Genomic DNA, 19,336 nt, shown 5'->3' with positions numbered 1-19,336 from the left:
GACCGAAATGGATGATCTCCAAACATGATGATGTGCAATTTGGTCCTAGCACGCACGGGCTAGTGTGCACGCATGGAACCTTCCGGCCGCACCGACACGAGTCGCGGTTGCGCGGGTGGCACCGGCAGGTATGCCGATGAGCTCGAACACGCCACCCGCGGACTGTTCGCGCTCAACCTGGTCGTTCTCGAAGAGTCGGTCAAACGCATCGGCATGGCTCCATTGCGGGCCCTCCAATCGCTGCAGCGACTGGGCCCCAGCCTGGTCACCGAAATGGGCGATGACCTCGGGCTGGCGCCGTCGAGTGCAAGCCGCCTCAGTGACCGACTGGCCGAAGCAGGGCTGATCAGTCGCGGCGTGGCGCCTCATAATCGTCGGGCCACCCTGCTGGAACTCACCCCCGCAGGCCAAGCCATCCTCGACGACCTGAGCCACCACCGCATGACGCTGTTCGAGACCGTCACCGAAGCGATGGATCCAGAAGACCGCGCCGCGCTGCTGCGCGGCACCGCGGCCTTCACCGCCACCTACCAGCAACTCGCCGCACAGCATCGTGACGACCACCCCGTCGACCCGGAGTCACCACGTGACGACGGGTCCACAAACTGAACACCTCCCCGGCGCCGGCAGCCGACATTGCCGGGCCGTTGCGCCGAGGTTCACATCGCGTAGGCCGGTAGGTCGAAATCGTCTCGTAGATCGCGGCGCAGAAACAGATCCGCGCGCGGAAGCACATCAAGGGTGTTCATGACGAGATCGCGGAACCAGATGCCCAGTCGGGTTCGGGTGGCGAAGACGGGAAGGAATCGCTCGGCGCTTTTCTGTTTGCCCTCGACAAAGGTCCGCAGGCGTGCTTCGTAGCGGTCGAAAGCGCTCCGATAATCACTGCCGGCCCGATGCAGTTCGCCGGCAAGCACATAGGCCTCCGTCATCGCCAGACCAGTGCCTTCGCCCGCGAACAGCGATACGCAGGCAGCCGCATCGCCCACGAGAACCGCACGTCCTCGAGACCAGCGATCGAGGCGGATCTGGCTGACGACGTCGAAGTACAGGTCACCGACGTCGTCGAGCGCGGCGAGTATGCGCGCACACTCGCCGCCCAAGTCGGCAAAGTGGTCGCGAAGTAGCGCAATGCGGGCCGCCGTGTCGCCGGGGTCGCGCGGACGTGAGCACCGAAGTATGAACAGAAACATGGTTCGGTTGTCCCGCAGCGAAAACCGGCCGATGGATCGGCCCGGTTCGGAGTAGGTGACGTAGACGAGCTCATCCCGCGGGCGATAACCGTCGACGACGCAGGCGGCAACCTCATACCCCAGATAGTGTTCGACGGTCGAATCAGCCCCGAGTGCCAGCCGGCGCACAGCGGAGTGCAAACCGTCCGCACCGACCACAAGGTCGAACTCGCGAAAGTTGGCTCGCTCGAAGCTGATACCGACACCGTCGGCGTGTGTGTCGACCGCCGTGATGCTGTCACCGAAGATCACTTCGACATCGTTTTCGATCGTCGCATAGACGGCGGCAGCAAGATCGCCACGGGGAATGCTGGTGAATTGATCTCCCACCGCCCGCCGGAATCCATCCACACTCAACGATCCACGGGTTCGCCCATCGGGACGGGCCGAGCGGATCGACTGGACCTGGTAGCCACGTTCGCGCACGGTCGCCTCGATGCCCATGCGTTGCGCGACCTGGAAACCCACCCCCCAGAAGTCGATCACGTAGCCACCGGTTCGAAATCGTGGGGCACGCTCGATCAGCGTTGGCTGGTGTCCGCTGCGGTGCAACCAATGTGCCAGCGTGGGGCCGGCCACACCGGCGCCGCTGATCGCTATCTTCATGCGTACCTCGCGACTATTCGATGAGTTTGGGAATCTCGACCTGATAGCGGACCCGTTCGGAACGGGTGAGCGGGGGTGCGAACTCCACCACGATCGTGGCCGTCTGAAACAGATTTCGGTCTGCGGCGTAGATCTGCGCCTGGCCGGGAGCGCGGAATGACATCACACGGAGGGTGTCGGTGACCACTGATTGGGAGCACCCTGGCTGCCGGGCAGTCTTGTGCGGTCGCGTCCAGGGGGTTAGGCACCGCAAACCCCGCCTCGTTCAGCGCGTCGACCAATCCGCGCGCTCCTAACGCAGCCCTCGCGACCCGCCTGTCAGACAGCGCACCGACAGACGAGCTCGATCGGGGTGCGGATGACGACGGACTGGCGGACGGGGCCGAGGTGCCTGCCGAGCAGCCGGCCGCCACCAGGGACGCCGGCGTCAGAGCAATCACGAAGCCGCACAACCATTTAGGGGCCGAAGCGACTGGTCCGCTCACCGGTCATCGTGTCCGTGTGTGCATAAGGTCCTCCGGTCATCGTCTTAAACAAAGACTGCACCTGCCAGCACTGTCAGGCCGACTGCGAGAGCCGCTCGCCCCGGGAGGGACGAGCCGAGTCCGGCCCGAGGCGCACCGAATGCGGTATCAGCTGCGATGATCCCACGACACGGTAGCACTATGCAATAGTTGTCATGTGCGGCTAGGTGTGGAATTCGGTTGCGCTCGCGCACTGCGGGGGGCTATCTGGCCCGAGGTCCGGTCACCTCGCATGCGAGAGAATTTCGGCGTGTTGCGCGCCCGCTCTCTGGCCGTCGCGCTGGCTGCGGTAGTTCTGGTGTCGGGTGCCTGTGACGCCACAGTCCCCGATCGCGGCGCGGCCGTCGATCGTTTGGTGCAGCAGATTTCTGCCATGCCAGGCGTCCGAACCATCGGCCATACGTTCAACAACAGGCCTGCGCAGGACATGGTCAACTTCACCATCGACGTAGAGGTGCAAGATGGCGTCACCGCCGAGAAGGCCGCAGCCGTCACGTCGCACTACCTGACTGCTCTGGGCAGCGGCACATTCCGTGGTTACCGCGCCGAGCTCGATCTGCGACACGGCCGAAGCGTCTTCGCCGTCGATAGCGGGAAACACACAATTTCCAACGCCGAGCAAATTGTCCAGCAGGCCCGGGACTGGGTGCGGCTGCGCAGCGAGTTTCCCTTTGCGACAGTCGAATTGCGCGCCACGATTGTTCACGCCTCCGCGCCTCTCGCGGAGCAGGAAGCCGGACATTCGAATGTGGCCAGCGTCGCGTTGGCCGATCCGTCCGACTTCACCAGTGTCGCCGATGTCGCGAGAGTGTTGTCCACGGAATTCGCCGGACTCGCCGAGTTGGGGTGGACGATTTCAGCCGGCCGACTTCACCCGGCGGAGATGTCCTTCTCGCGGCGGTATCCCACCGCCGCCGAACTCGACGCGTGGCGCCGCGTCAATGCCGATCAGTCGATACCCCACATCGATGCGCTCAGGATCAACTGGTCGACGACTCCGCCAGTGTGGTTCTCGGAGAAGACAACCCGCTCGCACGACGTCTCCGCAGCTCTTGCGCTGGCCGCCCGGCATCTGCCGATTGTGGCCACGCTGCCCGCGCCCGTTCTCTACAGCGCCAGCGACCAGCTGTCCGGCCATATCGGCGCCAGCGGCCACGCCCGCGGCCCCGTCGTCATCACCATAGGCGGATGTACGCCACGGGATCCTTTGGTGTATAGCCCAATTCCGGCAGAACGCGCGCTCATTGACAAGTACGCGCGGTGCCGAGGCTAACGATGGTTTCGGGCGGTCCGATCTTGTTGAAAGCTCTCGTCGCTCGCCTATTCCATCTGCCATAGTTGCAGTAAGCGACAGTTTTCCCGTACTGGCAAAATAGCTCCGAAAGATCGAAGGGATGTCATGGCGGACGCAGCGGACTCGACCGACGCCGTCACCGACGCGTTGCTGACAGCGTCCCGACTACTCGTAGCCATGTCGGCGCGCTCGATAGCCGAAGTCGACGAAACCATCACGATCCCCCAGTTCCGCACACTGGTCATCCTCTCGACGCGGCCTCCGGTCAACCTCGCCACGTTGGCCGGCCTGCTCGATGTCGCACCATCCACCACCGGGCGGATGGTCGACAGATTGGTCACGGCCGGCCTGATCGATCGCCAACCGCATCCGGAGTCCCGCCGCGAACTTGTCGTGGAACTGACCGCTCGCGGCCGAGAGGTCGTCAAGGCCGTGACTGCCCACCGCCGTGACGAGATAGCCGAAGTGGTAGGAAAGATGCCTCCGCGCGAACGGCAGGGCCTGGTCCGCGCTTTGACCGCATTCACTGACGCCGGGGGCGAAACGGCCGCAGTCGCCACTTTGGATGCCCAGGCGTTCTGAATCTGATCGCGTGCGACGAAGTATTTATGTGGTGGTCCCGGCTGGTATCGAACCAGCCGATCCAGCATATTCCTGGTAGCGTACAGCCTGCCGATATGAGCGCGGCGGCCTACTTACACTGCGTAAACGCTGTTTTCGGCCGTGAGGTTCTGTAAGGTCCTGTTTGGATCACTATTGCACGGAGATTGCACGTAACGAGAGGCGCAGCATGGCACGGCAGGCCGAACGGACACGGAGATCATTCGGACGACTGCGGCAGTTGCCGTCTGGCCGGTGGCAGGCCAGTTACCTACATCGTGGTGCCGTGCACAAGGCCCCGGCGACGTTTCCGACCAAGAGCAGCGCGGGGCACTGGCTCCAAGCCGAAGAGGACTTGATCGACCTGGACCGCCGCAATCCCGGCGCATGGACATCACCGACTGACCGGGAGACCAAGGCCACGGCCGAGAAACTGACTCTGCGGTCCTACGCAAAATCCTGGCTGGAGCATCGGAACATATCGCGACGGACGCGCGAGACCTACCGGTACCACCTGGACACGAACATCATGCCGACATTGGGCGAGAAGGCCCTCACCGAGATCACCACCGAGGACGTGCGGGCGTGGTTTTCCGGACTTGGGACCGAGTACGAAACCCGCAACGCCCGCGCCTACGGCGTCCTCACGGCGGTGTTGAATACCGCCGTCGATGACGGTCTACTAGACCGCTCCCCCGCCCGTATCAAGGGTGCGGCCGTGGTGAAGCGCACCAAGCGGCCCGTCGTCCTGTTGACGCCTGAGGAACTGACCAAGCTGGCCGACGCCATGCCCGACGAGCTGGCGCTCACTGTCCTCTTGGCGGGCTGGTGTGGACTGCGCCGTGGCGAGTTGTTCGCCCTCACCCGTGCTGACGTAGCCGCCGATGGCTCGGCCGTTCAGGTCAATAAGGCTGTGACCTACCGCGAACGGAAGTACGTCTGCGGCCCACCCAAGACCAGGGAGTCGAATAGGACGGTGACGGTGCCGACTCACCTGAGGCCCGCACTTGTCCGCCATCTGGCCGAGCGTGTCGGTAAGGACAAGTCGGCGCTGTTGTTCCCAGACCCCGAGACCGGTGAGTTCCACACCGAGGGCAGGTTCAGGATGCCGTTCTTCGCGGCACGTGAGGCCATCGGACACGACACACTTCGATTTCACGATCTGCGCCACTTCGGCGGTGTGATGGCCGCGGTAGCCGGTGCGACCACCAGAGAGGTCATGGACCGCCTTGGCCACACCACCAGTTCGGCGGCGATGCGCTACCAGCATGTCGCCGCTGGCCGCGCCGATGCTCTCGCCGATCGCTTGTCGGCGCTCGCGACCCCTCCTAAGTCGGCGATTTAATTAAATTACTGCGCGACAAGGCATCTCACGACATAGCTAGACCCGCCGTGACACATTCCCGCACCGCCATGGTGTAACCTCGGGAGCGGTCCACAGCCCCAGACCCGCACACACGCACGCGCGCACTCCCGCCTCACACGCACACCCCACGCACACACACGCCTCGGGGAAATCGCCGTCACACCGATGGAGTCATCGTGCGCGCCAGTGCATCAACCACACCTATCTACACCGACATCAAGGGTGCCGCCGGACGAATCAAGGTCTCGGACTTCACCATTCGAGATCTGATCGCGCGCGGCGAGCTTCCCGCCTACAGGTTCTCCGACAAGCCCGGAAGTGCCATTCGCGTCAAGATCGCCGACGTTGACGCGCTGATGAAGCCTGTCATTCCGGCCGAGATCAACGCCGCCCGCTGATCCAAGAGAGCCCCGCCGGTTTCCCGGCGGGGCTCTCGACCGAAGTAGCCACTCGCGACGAGACAGGGTGCCCCGAATGACTGATCTACACGATACCCCAGAGGGGTATTGCTCGCACACCACCGAGGCGGTGGACGAGCTACGAAAGATCATGTCGGGCAACGCCGATGTCTTCGCATCGAGCGAGGTGCTGCGCCAGCTTGCCCGGTTCGCCGATGCACGCCGCGCCGGGCGCTACGCCGTTGTGTTCAGCGTCTTGCTCCGCGCCGTATTGGCTGTGTCGCCACAGGTCGTTCTGCCGCCGATCATCGGCGCTGAAGTGTCACTGAACCTATTGCTGGCCCTGGCGGGTGCGAGCGGCGGCGGCAAGGGCACCGCCGACAAGACCGCAGCCGAAGCGGTGCGGTTCTCCGTCGGCGGGCGTGAGCCCGCAACGGCCGTGCCCATGTTGCCTATCGGCACCGGTGAGGGGATCAACCGCACCTATGCCCGCTCCGAACGCGACCGGGCCACCGGGCAGGTCGTTCTGCGCTGGCTCACTCACTGCGCCTTCTTCGGCTGCCGGGACATCGCCACCATGGCGGCCCTGTTCTCTCGCCAAGGCGCGACCCTGGAGGCCGAGTTGCTCAAGGCATACATGGGTGAAGAGCTTGGTTTCGCCAACGCCGATCCGGACCGCCGGGTGATCTTGCCGATGCACTCGTATCGGCTATGTCTCTCGGCGGGCGTCCAGCCCGAGAACGGTGCGGTCCTGCTTAACGATCAGGCGCAGCGCGACGGTGTGCCGCAGCGTTTCCTATGGGCACCGGTACGTCCCGGCCTTCCCCGCGATGAGGCTGGCGCTGTCAATCCGATGACGGTCCGGGTACCCGACTTCGGCATCGACCCAATGGTCGACCAGCGGCCGCTGGTGCCTATGGATGTCGCGTCGAGCATCGCCCAACAGATCATCGACGCCGACGCCGTCAAGGATCTGGATCCCTTCGGCCGTAGTGCCGACCAGCTGGCCGGTCACCGGCTTCTGGCTCAACTCAAGCTCGCCGCCGCGTTGGCAGTGCTGCACAGCAAAACCGGAGTCGACACCGAGGCTTGGCAGATCGCGGAGCGGATGATGGCGGTGTCAACCGCCGCCGCCCGCGCTGTCGCCGCCGAGTCCGGCACGGCAGCTGAACGCGACGCAGTACGCGAGGGTCAGCGGCTCGCCGCCACCGACGCGGCCCGCGAGGCCGCAGCGCTGGACAGCCTGCAACAGCGGGTGCTGCGGTTCGTCGGCAACGACCAGAACCGCGGCGCGTGGGTGTCACAGGGTGACATCACGCGGTCGGTAACCGGGAAGTTGCGCCGGAACCTACCCGACGCGTTACAGGTATTACTCGACAGCGGGGCCGTCGAACAGCGTGAGGTCACGGTCAAAAGTGCACGTCAGGCCGTGTTTCAGTACCGCATCAAGGACTCATGATGCCGGTACTTGAGGTGGCACCGTGGCACCCGGTGTGGCACGCGAGCCAACGCCATAACCACGGGTCAGGGTGGGTGTGGCACTTGTGGCACCCGTGGCACCCGTCTCGGAAAAATTCACACCTACAGCACTACGCGTTACGTAGAGCCCAATTAATTAAATTAATTTATATCCATATCAAAGGGATTGCATTTTTCGCCCTAGGGGTGCCACGGGTGCCATGGGTGCCACACCACCTATTACCTGCACTTTTGCGGTGCCGCACCTATGTGCCACAGGTGCCGCACCATTTCAGCGAAACACCGAGTATCAACGGAGAGGCAATGATGACAGCAAATGCTGAATTAGATTGCGTGGGTTTGTGTGACTACTGCCGTAGCTGTGTAGAGATCTGTGGCCGTGGCCGAATGGACGCTCTCACGTCTCCGGATCAAATTGACTGGAATGGTCCGGGCTCGATGTTGACGGCCTATTACGTGTGCGGCAACGGCCACACATGGACCTGTTTCTGGTCCCCTGACGTCGATACATGCTAAGACGGGCGTCGGTGTCGCCACAGCCACCCGAGCCCGACAGAGACACGGTTCGCGGGCTGTGGCGACACGGACGGCGATATCAAAATGACAATTGGCCTGCCGATAATTCGCGTAATGGGAGAATAGTAAAATGGCGACGACGGAGGAATATAGTGCGCTGCTGACAGCGCTGGCATTGATCGACGCCTACGCCGACCGAGACGAGGATTCAATTAGCGCGCTGTTCGACGGACAGGACGCCGCGCCGGTCGTCTCGAACCTTCTGGAAATCGTCCAACGATTGCTGCGGATTATCTCGGTGGTGACAAAGAACGATCCACTCACACCGATCGAAGAACTTCGCCGCCGTACTTTGGCGCAGATCGCGGAGAAGGGATTCAATTAAATGCTGCGTCCCTGTCTGGAATGCGGCGAACCGTCTGATGGCTCCCGCTGCCCCGAGCACGCCCGGAACTGGTCACCGAAAGCATCGCCCCGCTTGTGCGGGTATGACGCGGCATGGGACCGTCTCAGCGTCAGGGCACGGCGGTTGCAGCCGTGGTGCTCCGACTGCGGGGCCACCGAGGATCTGCAAGCCGACCACTCGCCGGAAGCGTGGGCGCGCAAGGCTGCCGGAAAGCCGATCCGGCTGCGGGACATCGACGTGGTGTGCGGACGGTGCAACCGACGCCGGGGCGCTGCGCGTCGCCAGCAAACTCCCGGTCACGGCCAGCAAACTGCCGCTGTCACCCCGACCAGGGGCTATGCCCCTCCGGCCAGCCCTATGGAGCCCCACGGGAAGGCCAAATCTGAGTTACACACCGAGATCCGGGCTGTGGCGGCACAGCCAGCAAACGCAGGATCGGTGCTGGCAAACGCACCCGCTGCGCTAGGAATCCAATTCGTTGAGCAACACCCCGACCTCGCCCAGCAGTTCGACAACACTGAGCCCGCTGCGCTGGGCGGCAACATGCAGCACGAGGTTCATCACCGTGACGTTGCCGCTGTACATCAGGGCCATCGCTTCGTCGCTGTCAGCTCCCGCATCCGTGAGGTCATTGAGCATCGCGGTATGCAGGTTGTTCGCCTCGGTCATATCGCTTCCGGCCGGACGGGTGTGCAAGAACGTGATGTAGGCCAGCGCGTTACGAGCGGCCTCAAAACGGCTCTCGTCTGTCCACTCGAATGTCATGGGGTCAGCCTATGAGGGCCGGACCGAAGGGCACCGTGCGCGCGGCACCGCTCGACCTGTCGCGTTGGTCGGCCGACCGCGCACGCCGCCGTGAGAGGTTCATCGGCAAGTACCTGGTGACCCCGCGTGGTCAGGGTGCCGGTGAGCCGTTCCGGCTACGGACCTTTCAGCGCGAGATCATCGGCGGCTCGTACGCACCCGGTATCCGTACCTCGCTGGTAAGCATCCCGCGGGCCAACGGGAAAACGATGCTCGCGTCGGCCTTGGGACTCGCAGAGATGTTCGTCGGTCCCCCGTCCGCTGAGGTGCTGGTGGTCGCGTCGGATCAGCGTCAGGCCAACATCACGCTCAAGTACGCCAAACGAATGGTTGAGTTGAATTCTGTTCTGGCAGAACGTATGCAGGTGTATGCGGATCGGTTGTATCTGCCCGAAAACGACGCCACCCTGTTGCCGCTGCCCGCCGAACCCGGTGCCCTACACGGCCATGACCCCTCCCTGTTGATCGTGGACGAGCTGCACGTGGTGACCGAGGCCGTATGGGAGGCAGTGACGAGCGTCTCGGGTAAGCGGCCGGAATCGCTGACGCTGGCAATCAGCACCCCGGCCAGCTCGCCCGACAGCATCATGTTCCGGCTCGTCGAGCATGGCCGCGCGGGTACCGATCCGGCGTTTTACTTCCGGGAGTTCGCCGCCCCGGACGGCTGCGCCGTGACCGACCGCCGGGCATGGCGGGTCGGCAATCCGGCGCTGGCGTGTCGAGATCCGTTTCTGTCGGAAGACGGCATCGAGTCGGCTCGTAAGACGATTCGGGAGCCGGTGTTCCGGCAGCTTCGGTTGGGGCAGTGGGTCACCGGCGTGGAGTCCTGGCTGCCGTGGGGTGCGTGGGACGCCTGCGTGGCGCAGCACGACGTACAGTCCCGTGATCGTGTCGTGCTGGCATTCGACGGTTCGGCGTCCGGTGACTCCACAGCGCTGGTCGGTTGCACGCTCGATGGCCATATCTGGCTAGAGGCCATCTGGGAGAACCCCGGCGATCCGCGCTGGCGGGTGCCCCGCGCCGACGTGGATATGGCCGTGCAGATGGCTTTCCAGAAATACGACGTGATTGAACTAGCTGCCGACCCGTGGGGCTGGCGCAGCGAGATCGAGCAGTGGGCACAACGGCACGGTGAGCGCCGGGTCCTCGAATGGAACACCGCGAACGCGCAGCGGATGGCACCGGCTACGGATCGGCTGTACCAGGCAGTGGCGAGGCGTTCCGTTACCCACGACGGAGATCCGCGGGTGGCCGCTCACGTTGCCCATTGCGTGGCGAAATCGACGCCGCTCGGCGATCTAGTGAGCAAAGACAAGCGTGGGAGTCCCCGCAAGATCGACGCCGCCGTTGCCGCGATCGTGGCATTCGATCGGGCGGCATGGCACCAACAGCGGAACCGTAAGCGAGTCAGGAGTTTTGCATCATGACCACCCAAACCGAGCTGCTGACCACCCTCCTGCAGCGGTTGAATGAACCGCTGGCGCGGTATGCAGATCTGGACCGTTACTACGAGGGTCGCCAGCCGTTGGCCTTCCTGTCGCCAGAAGCCAAGACGGCCTTGGGGAACCGGTTCGGCGTCATGGCGTCGAACATTCCGCGGCTGGCAGTGACCGCGCTGGCCGAGCGGCTACGGGTAACCGGGTTCACCGGAGACGCTGATCTGTGGGCCGACTGGCTGCGGAACGATCTCGATCAGACGTCGGGGGTCGCCCACCGGGAAGCGTTGCTGCTGGGCGATTCCTACGTGATCGTCTGGGCCGATCGCACTGGCCGTCCTCAGGTCACCGTCGAGAGCGCCAAGCAAGTAGCGGTGCTCACCGACCCCGGCAGCCGTGAAGTCGTCGCCGCCGTGAAGCGCTGGGAGGACAAGCAAGCCAAGACGACCGAGGCCGTGGTGTACCAGCCCGACGAGATTCGCCGGCTGCGGGCTAACCAGCAAGGCGCTGTGGCGACCGGGTTCACGACAATCGGGGTGATCCCGAATCCGCTCGGCGTGGTGCCGGTCGTGAACCTCCGCAACGCTGACCGGATCGTCGGTGATTGGGGCTGCTCGGAGATTGACGACCTCAAGCCGCTAGTGGACGCGCTGAACAAGAGCCTGGCCGACATGATGGTCACCAGCGAGTTCGTCGGCCGTCCGCGGCGTTGGGCCACTGGCATCGAGCTGACCGAGGAACCGGTGACCGACGACGACGGCAACCCCGTCTTGGACGACGACGGCCAGCCGGTCATGGCCGAGGTCAACCCGATCCCCGAAGGGCATCGGGCCATGATCTCGGAAAGTGATGCCGCCAAGTTCGGCCAACTCGCCGCTGCCGACCTCGGCGGGTATGAGGCCAGCGTCCGGGTGCTGCTCGGCCAGATCATGGCTGTGTCAACACTTCCCGCTCACTACGTGGGCGTCTTCACCGACAACCCCGCCAGCGCCGACGCGCTGCGGGCCGCTGAGGCGTCCCTGACCGCCCGCGCCGAGGCGCGGCAAGCCACCTTCGGGCGGGCGTGGGAACAGGTCGGCAAGCTCATGGTCGCCGTCCGCGATGGCGTCGACCCCGCACAGGTAGAGGTACGGGTCCAGTGGGCCGACGCCGCCACCCGCTCGGTGGCACAAGAGGCCGACGCCGTGGTCAAGCTGTATCAGGCCGGGTTGCTGCCGATCTCGGCTGCGCTGGCCAAGCTCGGCTACTCCGATGACGAAATTGCGGAGATCCGGGTGGCCCGCCGCGGGGAAGCTCTCGACGGGGCCGGTGTGACCTTGCTCCGCGGCGGCGCAGCATGACGGCGGCAACGACCGGAACCGGTCGGTATCAGGAGCTCACCGCCGATCTGGCCGGGTGGACGGCTGCGGCGGCGCTGCATGTCTACGTGTCCAGCGGTCTATCTCGAGCGGAGACCATCGCCGCCATCGCGGCCGTTGTGGCGGCCGGGAACGCCGCAGCGGCGACGCTGGCGGCGCTGTTCGTGGCTACGAGCGTCGAACGTGCCACGCGCGCGGCCACACCCCCGACCGGGATCGCGCCGCCAGTCGATGACACCGAACGCCTTGCGCGGGCAGTGGCCACAGTCCTCGATGACACGGCCGCTGACCCATCCGCCTCGATGCGGTTGGAACGCCTTGCCCGCTCCGAAGTGCTCGACACGGGCCAACAGACCGTTGCCGAGATCATTACCCAGCTACCGGTGGTCACCGGCTGGCGGCGCGTCCTCGACGCCGACCCGTGCGAACGGTGTGTCCGCTGGGCCGAGGACGGCCGGATCTTCCCGAAAGACGCTCATTTCAAACGGCACTACGGCTGCAACTGCCAGACCGAAATCGTCACCATGGAAAGGAAAGCACCATGACCGACACCGATACCGACATTGTTCCTGACGCTGACGAGACGGCCGTCACCGAGGACACCACAGAGCCCGACGACACCGCGGCCGAGGACATCACCGACGAGAACGCCGAGACGTTTCCGCGGTCGGTGGTTGAGAAGCTGCGGCAGGAGAACGGCCGCTACCGCCAGCGTGCCCACCAGGCCGACGCCTACGCGCAGCGGCTTCATACCGAGCTGGTCCGGTCCACCGGCCGCTTGGCGGACCCGACAGACCTCCCATTCGACGCCGAGCACCTGGACGATACCGACGCGCTGACGGCCGCGATTGACGCATTGCTGGCCGACAGGCCGCACCTTGCGAGCCGCAAGCCGGTTGGCGACATCGGACAGGGCAACCGCGGCGGTACCTCCGAACCGTTCTCACTGCTCGGCATGCTCAAAGAACGGACCTGACGCCGGGCGAGACTCGAATGCCCACCTGAAAGCGGCGCTGGCTGTCGGTGGACGGGCCTAAACTTCGTCGGCCACCACTACAGAGAGGTACGCCTAATGGCATCGTTCTCCGACGATATCGCCGCTGATCTTGAGCGCCAGATCAAAGAGCAGTACGACCGAACCATCGAGATCCCCGACGGCCTCACCGAGGATCAGGCGGTCGCGTATTTCATCGACGCCTACCGCAAGGAGACCGGGGCAGAGCTGACAGACGCCGACGTGCGCCCCGAGATCCGCAAAAAGATGGAGGGTCGCGAAACCACCTGAGATCATCACTGCAATACCCCCTGGGGGTAAACTGGTGGGGTCGGTTCCTGGTGGACCGGCCCCACAGTTGTCCTGGCGGCAAGGGAAATTCTGCGAATATCCCTATGTCGTAAGGACTTTCACCGATGGCTATCGAAGTAACTTCGGGCAATTCCACCCTGATTCAATCGCAGGTCGCGAACCTGCTTGTTCAACCGCTTGAGCAGGCCAGCACGTTCCTGGCCGCTGGGCCGGTCGTGCTCGATTCCAGCTCGCCAGTTCGTGTGCCGCGGGTCGTCAACGGCGTCACTGCCGGGTTCGTCGCCGAAGGCGCACAGATCAGCGACGGTGACGTGGCGTTCGATGAGGTCACCCTGTTGCCGTCGACCCTCAAGGGGTTGAAGGTTCTGGTCAAGCTGTCCAACGAACTGATCCGCACCAGTGTGGTCGGGCTGGAAAGTGTGCTGCGCACCCGCCTGGTCACCGACGTGGCCAACGCACTCGACGCGGCCCTGTGGGACGGCACCGGCGCGTCCAACACGATCAAGGGCATCCTGCGCCAGACCGGGATTACGACCGGCGTGCTGGACCTGACCGACCCCGACAGCCTGATCGACGGCCTGGCCGTCGCGCAGGGAAACAAGGTGAGCCCGACACATTGGGTCATGACGGCGGCCAGCTTCGCGGCTATCCGCAAGGTCAAGGTCGGCACCACCGATAAGCGGTACGTGATCGACCCGAACACGATCCAGAACGGCACCGATCTGCGGTTGCTCGGCCTGCCGGTGATCGTCACCGACAACATTCCGGCCGTGTCAACAAAGAACCGGGTCGCGCTGGTCGATTTCAGCAAGGTTGTTGTGGCCCGCGACGTGAACGCCGAGGTGAAGATTCTCGATCAGACCTGGGGCGACTATGACTCGATCGGCATCCGCGTTGTATCGCGTTGGGACACAGCGCTGTTGCAGTCCAAGGCTGTGACCCTGCTGACCGAGGCCTAAAAAGGCCTAACCCGCATAGGTGTTGAAAGTCGTAGCCGGACAACGGAAAACCCCCCGCGCCCGGACTAGGAAGTTGGGGGGTTCTCCACTAGAGAGGGTAACGCGCATGGCGGCAGTGACCGGGCAGGACGTGGCTGACTTTCTCGGCGCTGGTGACGACTCAACGCTTGTCACGCTGGCCGGTGAGCATGTGGCCATCATGACCGCACTGGCGCGGTCCTACACACGCGGTCGCGGCTTCGCCGGTACCGATCCGGCCGACGACATCGCCGCTGTCATCACGACGGCCACAGCCCGCCTGGTGGCCAACCCCGAGCAACTGTCATCGGACATCGGTGCCGTGTCTCTGCGCGGCGGCTGGCAGGGATGGAACCTGGCAGAGCAGATCGTGCTCAACCGCTACCGCGTGCGTGCACAGTGATCGGCCGCGACAAGATCGTCGTCAATTTCTGCGACGAGGGCCGAAATGACTTCAGCCGCACCTATTACGGCGTCGTTGTCACCGAGCAGCGCGCGGGTCAGTTCGACCCGTTCAACGTCGTCAACTTCTACCGGCTGATCCTGCCGCGCAGCCTCGATCGCATCGGCGGGAGCATCAAGTCGGTGGATTTCGGAACCAAGGTCGGCAGCGGCTTCGCAACGCCGATCGTGCCGATTCTCGACGGCCGAGGTCGGGTGCATCACTACGAGGCCACCGTGAAGTCGGGATAACCACGAACTTGCACGTATATTGCACGGGATTGTCAGAAAAATACTCTGACCTGGTGGTCCCGGCTGGTATCGAACCAGCGACCTTCCGCGTGTGAGGCGGACGCTCTCCCACTGAGCTACGAGACCCGGTGCGCGCGCACCATGAGAATGGTGCCCGATTCGCCGAGGACGAACATTATCACGGCACACCCGTCCAGCCAGAATGCGCTCGTCGCGGCGCCACGGCGAGGCGATTTGTGCGGCTTCGCCTACGTCGACTATTGTCGTGCTTCGCAGCGGGCGACGATCTCGTCCGAAGCGCGCGGATGTAGCGCAGTTGGTAGCGCATCACCTTGCCAAGGTGAGGGTCGCGGGTTCGAATCCCGTCATCCGCTCGAAGGTGCAAGTGCGGCATCAGACCCAACGGTGGAGTGGCCGAGTGGTGAGGCAACGGCCTGCAAAGCCGTGCACACGGGTTCGATTCCCGTCTCCACCTCTAAGAGATTTGTCCAGCGCGATTAGCTCAGCGGGAGAGCGCTTCCCTGACACGGAAGAGGTCACTGGTTCAATCCCAGTATCGCGCACCACGATTGATGCAGGTCAGGCCCGGTAACCCCGGGCCTTTCTTGTTGCTGTGCCCAATACATGCCCAACCCGCTCAACGCGCTTGGCCAATCCCGACCCGCGCCGACAAATGACCGGCGTCGCGGAATATGCCCGATTCCGACGTTTGCGCTGGTAGAGACATATGTACGACTTTCCTTGCAGCCCTTGGCAATTCGATTTGTCTGGGGTTAACCTCAGCGCATGAGACTCCCCGCCAAGCACACCATCGCTCGCGACAATGACGCCGACCTGACAGTGTCCATCTCCGACGGTCGCATCTTCATTGACGGCACCTATGCGGAGAACATCACAGACCTGGCCCCGGAGCATGCCCGCAGAGTCGCCGCAGCGCTGCTCAACGCGGCCGACCAGTGCGACCAGCTCGCTGGCGTGATGTGAGCGGGCCTGCGCCGCGACCGTTTCCGCCGGCGTGGGCCGACCTGGTTGGTGCCTACCTCGCGGCCGAAGCCGGCGCGGGCAGGTCACCGGCCACCCTCGCCACCCGTCGCGGGCACCTGGCGTTCATGGCGCACGGACTCCGGTGTGCGCCAGCGCGGGTCACGACGGCCGGCATCCTCGCGTGGTTCGGCCGGCAGTCGTGGAGCATCGAAACGCGCCGCAGCCACCGCAACACCGCCGTCTCGTTCTTCGGGTGGGCGCACCGCGCCGGCCACCTTCCGACGAACCCAGCGGCCGAGCTTCCGGTGATGCGCGCGGCTGCGCCGGCGCCGCGGCCAGCCCCCGATGCGGTGTGGTCGGCCGCGATCGCCGGCGCCGATCCGCGGGTTCGACTGATGCTGAGGCTTGCGGCCGAGGCTGGTCTTCGTCGGGCCGAGATAGCGCGCGTCCATCGCCGCGACCTCACCGGCGGTCCGGCCGGCGCCGAACTCCTGGTCCACGGCAAGGGTGGGAAGCTGCGCGTCGTGCCTGTCGGTGAAGACCTGGCCGCGGCGATCGCCGGCGCGATTACCCTCAGTCAGCTTGAGGGTATTCATCGAGCCGGCTACCTGTTCCCCGGCGCCGAGGACGGGCACCTGACACCGCAGCACGTCGGCAAGCTCATGGCCCGCGCGCTGCCCGATCACTGGACGGCGCATACCCTTCGGCACCGATTCGCCACCAGGGCGTACCGCGGATCCCGCAATCTGCGCGCGGTGCAAACGCTGCTCGGACATTCCAGCGTCGCGACTACCGAGCGATACACGGCTGTCGATTCCGACGAGATACGGGCCGCGGCGATGGCCGCGCGTTAGGTGTCGGGTTTGCCTTCCGGCGCATGATCGACTCCGCCGCTCAGATACTCCGCAAGTTCACGTTGCGCGTCGCGGCGCTCCCGCCGAGTGCGACGCGACTCAACGGGCGTGACGCGCTGGCTAGCCACTTTCACCAGTCCAGAAATGGCAACACGCAACCGATCTGAGCGCTCCTTGTTCAGAGCGACGAATTGCTCGAACTCATCGACACTTGAGAATTCCTTTGCACCGTCGGGGTCGTCGTTGAACTCTGAAAATGCCGCGACTGCGATGACCATTTCCTTCCAACACTGCGCGTCGAGCACGGTCAGTGCGCCAACCTCGAACGCTCGTCGCATCCCAAGCATGGCAGCGCCGTACGCCGATTGTTTCTCGCGTACCTGCGCGTCGATCGCCGGTATGTTCTCATCACGGTTCTGCCGGATCTCTTCGATCAACTCCGTCAGCACAAACCGCAGGTTGAGGGCACCCAGCTGAAATTCGTAACCAGCAGTGAGGATCTCAGCGATGGCCTGTCGTTGTGGGGCTCGGTATGCATCTTGCATCCGCTTGTTCTCACGCCACCATGTCAAGGCGTAGGTCAGCGCGCTACCGGCTGTACCGCTGATAAGCAACTGCCAAACCGGTGTCATGTGGTCCTCCTTCGCCGGCAGGGCCGGGACGACAGTGCCGCCGGCACCGTCTGGGCTGACCAGCCACATAATCAGGCTGGGCAGATCATGGGTCACATGACCGACCTTGGCGGTACAGCTGCATTGCCCGACTCGTCTCGTTACGGACCCTAAGCATCCGCAGATATCCCCGCATCCACAGCTGAGCCAGCACCAGAGACTCACCGGCGTACGGGTTGCTGTCGCCGACGTCGGCCAGTCGGCCGGAATAGAGCGCGAAGGTGTATTCCGCGCGCTTCGACATCCGGCAATCATGCAGCAGGGCGCGGCCGCAGCGGCGGATCCCACGCCGACGATAGCGACGATCAAGGCCAGGGCGGCGCGGGCTACCCGATGGTGTCGACGTCGCGTTCGAACTGTTGACGCGCAGTCAGCCGCGGCACCGGCGACGGGAACAGGTCGATGGAGAACGCGCCGCCATCCTCGTCATCGCTTCGGCACAGCTGCTTTAGCTGGTCGATTTCCGACGGGTAGAACATCGCCTTGCGCGGCTGCCGGGTGTCCACGGTCTGCCCGTAGATGCCGGCCGACTTCGTGGTCGCTGCGCCGTTGCCGGCTTCGTGCCAGCGGAGGATCGCGCCCCGGATGATGGCCTTAGCCGCCCTCCGGTGCGCGAACTCCGGTGAATTGATGCACGGCGCATAGAGCTCGGCCATCCCTAGCGCGTCTTCGATCATCTGCACGGCTTTCGCCTCTTCGATGGTCGCGAAGGGATCCAGGTCCGCCGGCGTGATTACCAGCGGGCCCAGATCCGGTGTCGGCTCGGTCATGGTCGCAACCTCTCTCTGGGTGCCCTCCCAGGAGCGCTGGCGCCTACGTCCGAACGCGCGCTCACCGGGAGGGCACGTCTTAGGCGACGGTCAGTTTCGCGACGCGCGACGCGTGCATGACCTTCCATCCCAGCCGCCACGTCACCCGGACGCCGATCGAATCCGACGAGAAGTAGGCGTCGTCGGAGCGGGCGAGCCGGACCGCGGACTGCGCGCCGATCACCGCGGACTTATCGGCGACCAGCAGCGAGCCCGCGGGCATTTCAGGCGTGACCAGCACTGGCAGGCCGAGCAATGCACGCTCGGCCGCGACGGTGCCGGCGCCGATCAGCGACTCATTGCTGTCGGTGGCCCGCTTGAGCTTGCTCAGCGTCGCCCACGCCGTGGGATTGGCGATGATGTGCGTTGCCGTGCCGCCGTCGGTTTCGATGAACGCGATCGCGTCGACCAACAGATCGAGGTCATCAGCGATCGGCGTCTCAAAGTCGATGATGCCCGGCGAGTTGAGCAGACCGACCGGGCCGGGTCCGGCAACCGGATTGCCCAAGTACGCGGCGTTGGCCTTCCGGACGACGTTGCGGGACAACGACTCGACGACCATCGCGGCAGCCTGCGGCTGTTGCAACGTCTCGTACGAATACTTGCCGAGCGCGGCGACCTTGCCGGTCAACACGACGACTTCATCGAGATCCTGGTCCGCGTCGGGGATCTCGGCGCCTTCCGCGACGAAGCCGACCACGCCGTCGTCGGCGACGAAGGGAACCCGAACTGCGGGCTCGTCGCCTTCGATCTGCCCGACGACAGTCGCCGTGTTCAGGATCAGTGCGTCGGGAATGACGTCGCCTGGAACGAACGCCGTCTGGTCGGGTGCCCACGCCTTCGGCGATGTGGGGGTGATCTTGGTTGCCATTGGTGAGACCTCTCAGGAGGGCGGCAGGTGTCACATTTGTGACAGGTGCCTAACGGGTGTGAATTCCGCTTGCCTGCAAGGCTTCCGCGGTTGCCCTCCTGGGGCGTGCTTGCGGCCGGGGTGGGCCTTCCCGGGCGTAACCCCGGCCGCAG

The 19,336-nt window shown here is 64.5% G+C and carries 24 protein-coding genes and 4 tRNA genes; 20 read left to right on the top strand and 8 right to left on the bottom strand.

Annotated elements, in window-relative coordinates; translation table 11 throughout:
* The first annotated feature begins 72 nt into the window (after window positions 1-72).
* Window positions 73-609, top strand: a complete 537-nt coding sequence (locus CRM90_RS09125; RefSeq protein ID WP_102806665.1) for a MarR family winged helix-turn-helix transcriptional regulator — start codon at window positions 73-75, stop codon at window positions 607-609.
* A gap of 50 nt (window positions 610-659) precedes the next feature.
* Here the strand turns inward: CRM90_RS09125 and CRM90_RS09120 are convergent, their stop codons facing one another.
* Together CRM90_RS09120 and CRM90_RS30490 are read right to left on the bottom strand one after the other, a co-directional pair.
* Window positions 660-1,838, bottom strand: a complete 1,179-nt coding sequence (locus tag CRM90_RS09120) for an FAD-binding domain (RefSeq protein ID WP_102806664.1) — start codon at window positions 1,836-1,838, stop codon at window positions 660-662.
* A 13-nt stretch (window positions 1,839-1,851) separates the two neighbouring features.
* Window positions 1,852-2,001 (bottom strand): hypothetical protein, encoded by a 150-nt coding sequence (locus tag CRM90_RS30490; RefSeq protein WP_158249001.1) that lies wholly within the window; start codon window positions 1,999-2,001, stop codon window positions 1,852-1,854.
* 611 nt (window positions 2,002-2,612) lie between these two features.
* Here CRM90_RS30490 and CRM90_RS09115 point away from each other — a divergent pair.
* The 6 genes from CRM90_RS09115 to CRM90_RS09090 all read left to right on the top strand — a co-directional run bounded on the left by CRM90_RS09115 (window position 2,613) and on the right by CRM90_RS09090 (window position 8,400).
* Complete coding sequence (locus CRM90_RS09115; RefSeq protein WP_142391349.1) at window positions 2,613-3,635, top strand: hypothetical protein; 1,023 nt, start codon at window positions 2,613-2,615, stop codon at window positions 3,633-3,635.
* Between the two features lie 126 nt (window positions 3,636-3,761).
* Complete coding sequence (locus CRM90_RS09110) at window positions 3,762-4,238, top strand: MarR family winged helix-turn-helix transcriptional regulator (RefSeq protein ID WP_102806662.1); 477 nt, start codon at window positions 3,762-3,764, stop codon at window positions 4,236-4,238.
* A 208-nt stretch (window positions 4,239-4,446) separates the two neighbouring features.
* Window positions 4,447-5,601, top strand: coding sequence for a tyrosine-type recombinase/integrase (locus CRM90_RS09105; RefSeq protein ID WP_102806661.1), 1,155 nt, complete (start codon window positions 4,447-4,449; stop codon window positions 5,599-5,601).
* A gap of 197 nt (window positions 5,602-5,798) precedes the next feature.
* A complete protein-coding gene (locus tag CRM90_RS09100) occupies window positions 5,799-6,020 on the top strand; it encodes an excisionase family DNA-binding protein (protein WP_233209234.1) in 222 nt (73 codons plus the stop codon).
* A gap of 76 nt (window positions 6,021-6,096) precedes the next feature.
* The gene (locus CRM90_RS09095; RefSeq protein WP_142391348.1) at window positions 6,097-7,479 is read left to right on the top strand and encodes a hypothetical protein; all 1,383 of its coding nucleotides are present in this window, start codon (window positions 6,097-6,099) and stop codon (window positions 7,477-7,479) included.
* A 666-nt stretch (window positions 7,480-8,145) separates the two neighbouring features.
* Entirely contained in the window at window positions 8,146-8,400 is a 255-nt protein-coding gene (locus CRM90_RS09090) for a hypothetical protein (RefSeq protein WP_102806658.1), read from the top strand.
* A gap of 483 nt (window positions 8,401-8,883) precedes the next feature.
* On the opposite strand, the gene CRM90_RS30485 is transcribed toward CRM90_RS09090, so the two are convergent.
* The gene (locus CRM90_RS30485; RefSeq protein WP_158249000.1) at window positions 8,884-9,186 is read right to left on the bottom strand and encodes a hypothetical protein; all 303 of its coding nucleotides are present in this window, start codon (window positions 9,184-9,186) and stop codon (window positions 8,884-8,886) included.
* 11 nt (window positions 9,187-9,197) lie between these two features.
* Here CRM90_RS30485 and CRM90_RS09080 point away from each other — a divergent pair, with 11 nt between their 5' ends.
* From CRM90_RS09080 to CRM90_RS09045, 8 genes are all read left to right on the top strand, one after another.
* Window positions 9,198-10,652 (top strand): terminase large subunit domain-containing protein, encoded by a 1,455-nt coding sequence (locus CRM90_RS09080; protein WP_102806657.1) that lies wholly within the window; start codon window positions 9,198-9,200, stop codon window positions 10,650-10,652.
* Window positions 10,649-12,001 (top strand): phage portal protein, encoded by a 1,353-nt coding sequence (locus CRM90_RS09075; RefSeq protein ID WP_102806656.1) that lies wholly within the window; start codon window positions 10,649-10,651, stop codon window positions 11,999-12,001. Before CRM90_RS09080 ends, CRM90_RS09075 begins: the two co-directional genes overlap by 4 nt.
* Window positions 11,998-12,564: a VG15 protein gene (locus CRM90_RS09070; protein WP_102806655.1), complete on the top strand. Its 567-nt coding sequence runs from the start codon at window positions 11,998-12,000 to the stop codon at window positions 12,562-12,564. The genes CRM90_RS09075 and CRM90_RS09070 overlap by 4 nt, the downstream gene beginning before the upstream one ends.
* On the top strand, window positions 12,561-12,995 hold the full coding sequence (locus CRM90_RS09065; RefSeq protein ID WP_102806654.1) for a hypothetical protein: 435 nt from the start codon (window positions 12,561-12,563) through the stop codon (window positions 12,993-12,995). The genes CRM90_RS09070 and CRM90_RS09065 overlap by 4 nt, the downstream gene beginning before the upstream one ends.
* Before the next feature lie 96 nt (window positions 12,996-13,091).
* Window positions 13,092-13,304 carry a hypothetical protein gene (locus CRM90_RS09060; protein ID WP_102806653.1) on the top strand — a complete coding sequence of 71 codons (213 nt, stop codon included), beginning with the start codon at window positions 13,092-13,094 and terminating at the stop codon, window positions 13,302-13,304.
* Window positions 13,305-13,429: 125 nt separating this feature from the next.
* The gene (locus CRM90_RS09055; RefSeq protein ID WP_102806652.1) at window positions 13,430-14,284 is read left to right on the top strand and encodes a phage major capsid protein; all 855 of its coding nucleotides are present in this window, start codon (window positions 13,430-13,432) and stop codon (window positions 14,282-14,284) included.
* Between the two features lie 106 nt (window positions 14,285-14,390).
* Window positions 14,391-14,705 carry a hypothetical protein gene (locus CRM90_RS09050; RefSeq protein ID WP_102806651.1) on the top strand — a complete coding sequence of 105 codons (315 nt, stop codon included), beginning with the start codon at window positions 14,391-14,393 and terminating at the stop codon, window positions 14,703-14,705.
* The gene (locus CRM90_RS09045) at window positions 14,702-14,995 is read left to right on the top strand and encodes a hypothetical protein (RefSeq protein ID WP_102806650.1); all 294 of its coding nucleotides are present in this window, start codon (window positions 14,702-14,704) and stop codon (window positions 14,993-14,995) included. Before CRM90_RS09050 ends, CRM90_RS09045 begins: the two co-directional genes overlap by 4 nt.
* 51 nt (window positions 14,996-15,046) lie before the next feature.
* On the opposite strand, the gene CRM90_RS09040 is transcribed toward CRM90_RS09045, so the two are convergent.
* Window positions 15,047-15,121, bottom strand: a tRNA-Val gene (locus CRM90_RS09040).
* Between the two features lie 175 nt (window positions 15,122-15,296).
* Here CRM90_RS09040 and CRM90_RS09035 point away from each other — a divergent pair.
* The 5 genes from CRM90_RS09035 (at window position 15,297) to CRM90_RS09015 (ending at window position 16,833) form a co-directional block, all read left to right on the top strand.
* Window positions 15,297-15,369: transfer RNA gene (locus CRM90_RS09035), tRNA-Gly, on the top strand.
* 30 nt (window positions 15,370-15,399) lie between these two features.
* Window positions 15,400-15,470: transfer RNA gene (locus CRM90_RS09030), tRNA-Cys, on the top strand.
* Between the two features lie 16 nt (window positions 15,471-15,486).
* Window positions 15,487-15,561, top strand: a tRNA-Val gene (locus CRM90_RS09025).
* A 220-nt stretch (window positions 15,562-15,781) separates the two neighbouring features.
* A complete protein-coding gene (locus CRM90_RS09020) occupies window positions 15,782-15,979 on the top strand; it encodes a hypothetical protein (protein ID WP_102806649.1) in 198 nt (65 codons plus the stop codon).
* On the top strand, window positions 15,976-16,833 hold the full coding sequence (locus CRM90_RS09015; protein WP_199189826.1) for a tyrosine-type recombinase/integrase: 858 nt from the start codon (window positions 15,976-15,978) through the stop codon (window positions 16,831-16,833). The genes CRM90_RS09020 and CRM90_RS09015 overlap by 4 nt, the downstream gene beginning before the upstream one ends.
* On the opposite strand, the gene CRM90_RS09010 is transcribed toward CRM90_RS09015, so the two are convergent.
* From CRM90_RS09010 to CRM90_RS08995, 4 genes are all read right to left on the bottom strand, one after another.
* Window positions 16,830-17,561, bottom strand: a complete 732-nt coding sequence (locus CRM90_RS09010; RefSeq protein WP_102806648.1) for a hypothetical protein — start codon at window positions 17,559-17,561, stop codon at window positions 16,830-16,832. The two genes, CRM90_RS09015 and CRM90_RS09010, sit on opposite strands and share 4 nt — an antisense overlap.
* Window positions 17,551-17,748 carry a ribosome modulation factor gene (locus CRM90_RS09005; RefSeq protein WP_102806647.1) on the bottom strand — a complete coding sequence of 66 codons (198 nt, stop codon included), beginning with the start codon at window positions 17,746-17,748 and terminating at the stop codon, window positions 17,551-17,553. The genes CRM90_RS09010 and CRM90_RS09005 overlap by 11 nt, the downstream gene beginning before the upstream one ends.
* An 82-nt stretch (window positions 17,749-17,830) precedes the next feature.
* Complete coding sequence (locus CRM90_RS09000; protein WP_102806646.1) at window positions 17,831-18,274, bottom strand: hypothetical protein; 444 nt, start codon at window positions 18,272-18,274, stop codon at window positions 17,831-17,833.
* Window positions 18,275-18,353: 79 nt separating this feature from the next.
* Window positions 18,354-19,184 (bottom strand): phage major capsid protein, encoded by an 831-nt coding sequence (locus CRM90_RS08995; protein WP_102806645.1) that lies wholly within the window; start codon window positions 19,182-19,184, stop codon window positions 18,354-18,356.
* Window positions 19,185-19,336: the final 152 nt, after the last annotated feature.

The organism is Mycobacterium sp. ENV421 (assembly GCF_002887815.1).
Lineage (GTDB): Bacteria > Actinomycetota > Actinomycetes > Mycobacteriales > Mycobacteriaceae > Mycobacterium.
The sequence above is the reverse complement of the archived record's forward strand: the minus strand, read 5'-3'. Positions and strand labels throughout refer to the sequence as shown.